3 protein-coding genes are annotated in these 2,543 nt (G+C 60.0%); 2 read left to right on the top strand and 1 reads right to left on the bottom strand.

All coding sequences use genetic code 11. The features are described from left to right. Positions 1-300 (top strand): hypothetical protein (locus tag ACK5NW_RS06480; protein WP_416926243.1); only part of this gene is annotated, 300 nt, incomplete at its 5' end. Between the two features lie 94 nt (positions 301-394). Continuing rightward, positions 395-1,183: a uracil-DNA glycosylase gene (locus tag ACK5NW_RS06485; RefSeq protein ID WP_416926245.1), complete on the top strand. Its 789-nt coding sequence runs from the start codon at positions 395-397 to the stop codon at positions 1,181-1,183. A gap of 10 nt (positions 1,184-1,193) precedes the next feature. Here the strand turns inward: ACK5NW_RS06485 and ACK5NW_RS06490 are convergent, their stop codons facing one another. After that, entirely contained in the window at positions 1,194-2,396 is a 1,203-nt protein-coding gene (locus ACK5NW_RS06490) for an Ig-like domain-containing protein (protein WP_416926247.1), read from the bottom strand. Positions 2,397-2,543 lie beyond the last annotated feature (147 nt).

The raw sequence follows: 2,543 nt of genomic DNA on the forward strand, positions 1-2,543 counted from the left end.
AGCGGCACCGACCGGCTGGCGCAGGCGGTGGCCGCGTATGGGCAGGCGCTGAAAGAGCACACCCGCGAGCGCGTGCCGCTGGACTGGGCCATGACGCACAACAACCTGGGCGCTGCCTTGAGCATGCTGGGCGAACGCGAAAGCGGCACCGCCCGGCTGGCGCAGGCGGTGGCCGCGTATGAGCAGGCGCTTGAGGTGTTTCAGGAGGCTTGGGCGACGCATTACGCGACAGTGGCGACCCGCAACCTGGCGCGCACGCGGGCGCTGCTGGCCCGCCGCCAACCTGGCACGGGGCAGTGAAGTGGCTGGGTTGCAGGAGGGCGCATGAGCTGCCGGATTGCTATCAACAACATAGCTGACTGCGCTGGTGGTTGCAGCGCCAGTGCCTGATTGAATGCCTGAAAAACCCGACACATTGCCGCTGTGGGATGCAGCGCGGGCTGACACTGCCGCCGATGCGCCTTCGGGTGCGTGGCCGCCGGGTGCCGAGCGCGTCGCCCCCGGCTGGCGGCCGCTGGTGGCGGCGTTTGTTGCCAGCCCGGACGGACGGGGCGTGCGCCAGCATCTGGCCCAGCGCCAGGCGGCGGGTGCCACGGTGTACCCGCCAGAGCCTTTGCGGGCGCTGCAACTGACGGCGTTGGAGGACGTGCGGGTGGTGATTCTGGGCCAAGACCCCTACCACGGCCCGGGCCAGGCCAACGGGCTGGCGTTTGCCGTTGGCCCCGGCGTCAAGCCACCGCCCAGCCTGCGCAATATTTGCAAGGAGCTGGCGCGCGACTATGGCCGCGCGCCGCAGCCGGACGGCCTGCTGAACCACTGGGCGGCGCAAGGCGTGCTGTTGCTCAACACCTGCCTGACGGTGGAGGCGGGCCAGGCGGGCAGCCATGCCCGCATTGGCTGGCAGGCGCTGACGGGGCGCATTTTCGAGCGGCTGGTGGCAATTGAGCGGCCATTGGTGTTCATGCTCTGGGGTGCGCACGCACAAGGCATGCGCCCGGCAGACGCGCCAGCGCGGCATGCATGGCTGATGGCCAACCATCCCTCACCGCTGTCGGCGCTGCGCCCGCCGGTGCCTTTCATCGGCTGCGGGCATTTCAGGGCCGCCAATGCGTTTTTGCAGAAGGCCGGCGGCGCGGCGGTGGATTGGCTGGGTGCGCCAGCGGCGCACCCACAGAGAATTTAGCCTGGCTGCATCAATGATGGCGGCTGCGTCGACGTAAACCGGATCCAGCCAAACCGATCACCACGCTCAATAAGCCCAGCGCCCAAGGTGCATTCACCGGCACCGCCACGGGTGATCCAGCACTTGCCGACGATCCTGTAGGCACCCGGAATGTCACCGTACTGGTGGTGCAAACCTGATTGGGCGCAGTCTGGTTGTCGCACACTTCAAATGTCACCACCACGTCACCCGTGAACCCGGTCACCGGGGTGAACGAAATCACGCCAGTTGCGGGATCGACCGTCACCGTACCCGCAGCCGGGTCGCTTGAGGTGGGGTTGGGCTGTACGGTCAGTGGCAAGTTCAGGCTGTTGGAAGCACCGTTCAAAGGATCGAATGTGCCCGTGGTGCCGGGTTGCACGGTAATCAAGCCGGTAGGCAAGGTGATGTTGTTCAACGTTGCCTTGATATCAAAATTATCCAGCGCCAGATAATGATGATTTGGCAGACCGGTCATGACCATCATCACGCGTGAATTGGTTGCCGTCATGGCACTCAAGTCAATTGAAAACGAATAATCGTGCCAATCCAGCGTAAAGCGGTTAGCCACCGTGTTACTGTTACTGACGCTCATAACTTCAGTGGCAAATGCTGTTTGTGGTGACCCACTAATATTCACTCCGGCGTTGCCACCCAGTGCCGTTGGGCCAGTTATGGCCACGCTGGTATTGGCCGTGCCTGCGGGAATCTCATAGAACTGAAGCGTAAAATTCACTGCAACACCAGGGTCAAATCCATAATTAGTGCTTGCATAGGTAGGAATGCCCATCAGCGACGCATTGAAAGTACCGTTCAAAAACTGGTATGATTGCGGGTCAAATATGAATCCTATACTTTCAATATTACCTACTGCATCGCTTGATCCATGAAAGCCGATGGCATAGTCGTCTGCAATTAAAGCTGGTGCAGGGTCAATGATGTCATCGGCCCATCCTGTTTTGCTTACACACAGTCGATCAGCCGTTCTTATTTGATAGTAAGGAACCGTTCCGCTCGTATAGCTGGTAGCGGCGTTCGCAGTATCTGCATTTCCACCAAATCCAGTGCAGGCACTCAATGGTCGAACGGGGTTCTCAAAATCTTGTTGATATATATCAATCGTCGATTGTGCATGCGCTGAAAACCATGCGGTGGAAAGCACGGCCGCAAGCATTATTTTCTTGATCAATATCATACTGATTAACTCCCGTGGGACGAATTATTAAGGAAGGTCTGCAAAAGTCAGCCCCATGACGGCCTGATCTGAGACAGTGGAGCGATGCAACAGACAAGCCTTGCCACCACTGGATTCGAGCTTGCAGCCAAACGCACGCGCAAGCGT

It is taken from the genome of Ottowia sp. (assembly GCF_047975795.1).
Classification (GTDB): Bacteria; Pseudomonadota; Gammaproteobacteria; order Burkholderiales; family Burkholderiaceae_C; genus Ottowia.

Excerpts from the sequence above, each read along its gene's own strand:
- ACK5NW_RS06490 (WP_416926247.1), bottom strand. The coding sequence starts at position 2,396 with ATGATATTGATCAAGAAAATAATGCTTGCGGCCGTGCTTTCCACCGCA.
- ACK5NW_RS06485 (WP_416926245.1), top strand. The coding sequence starts at position 395 with ATGCCTGAAAAACCCGACACATTGCCGCTGTGGGATGCAGCGCGGGCT.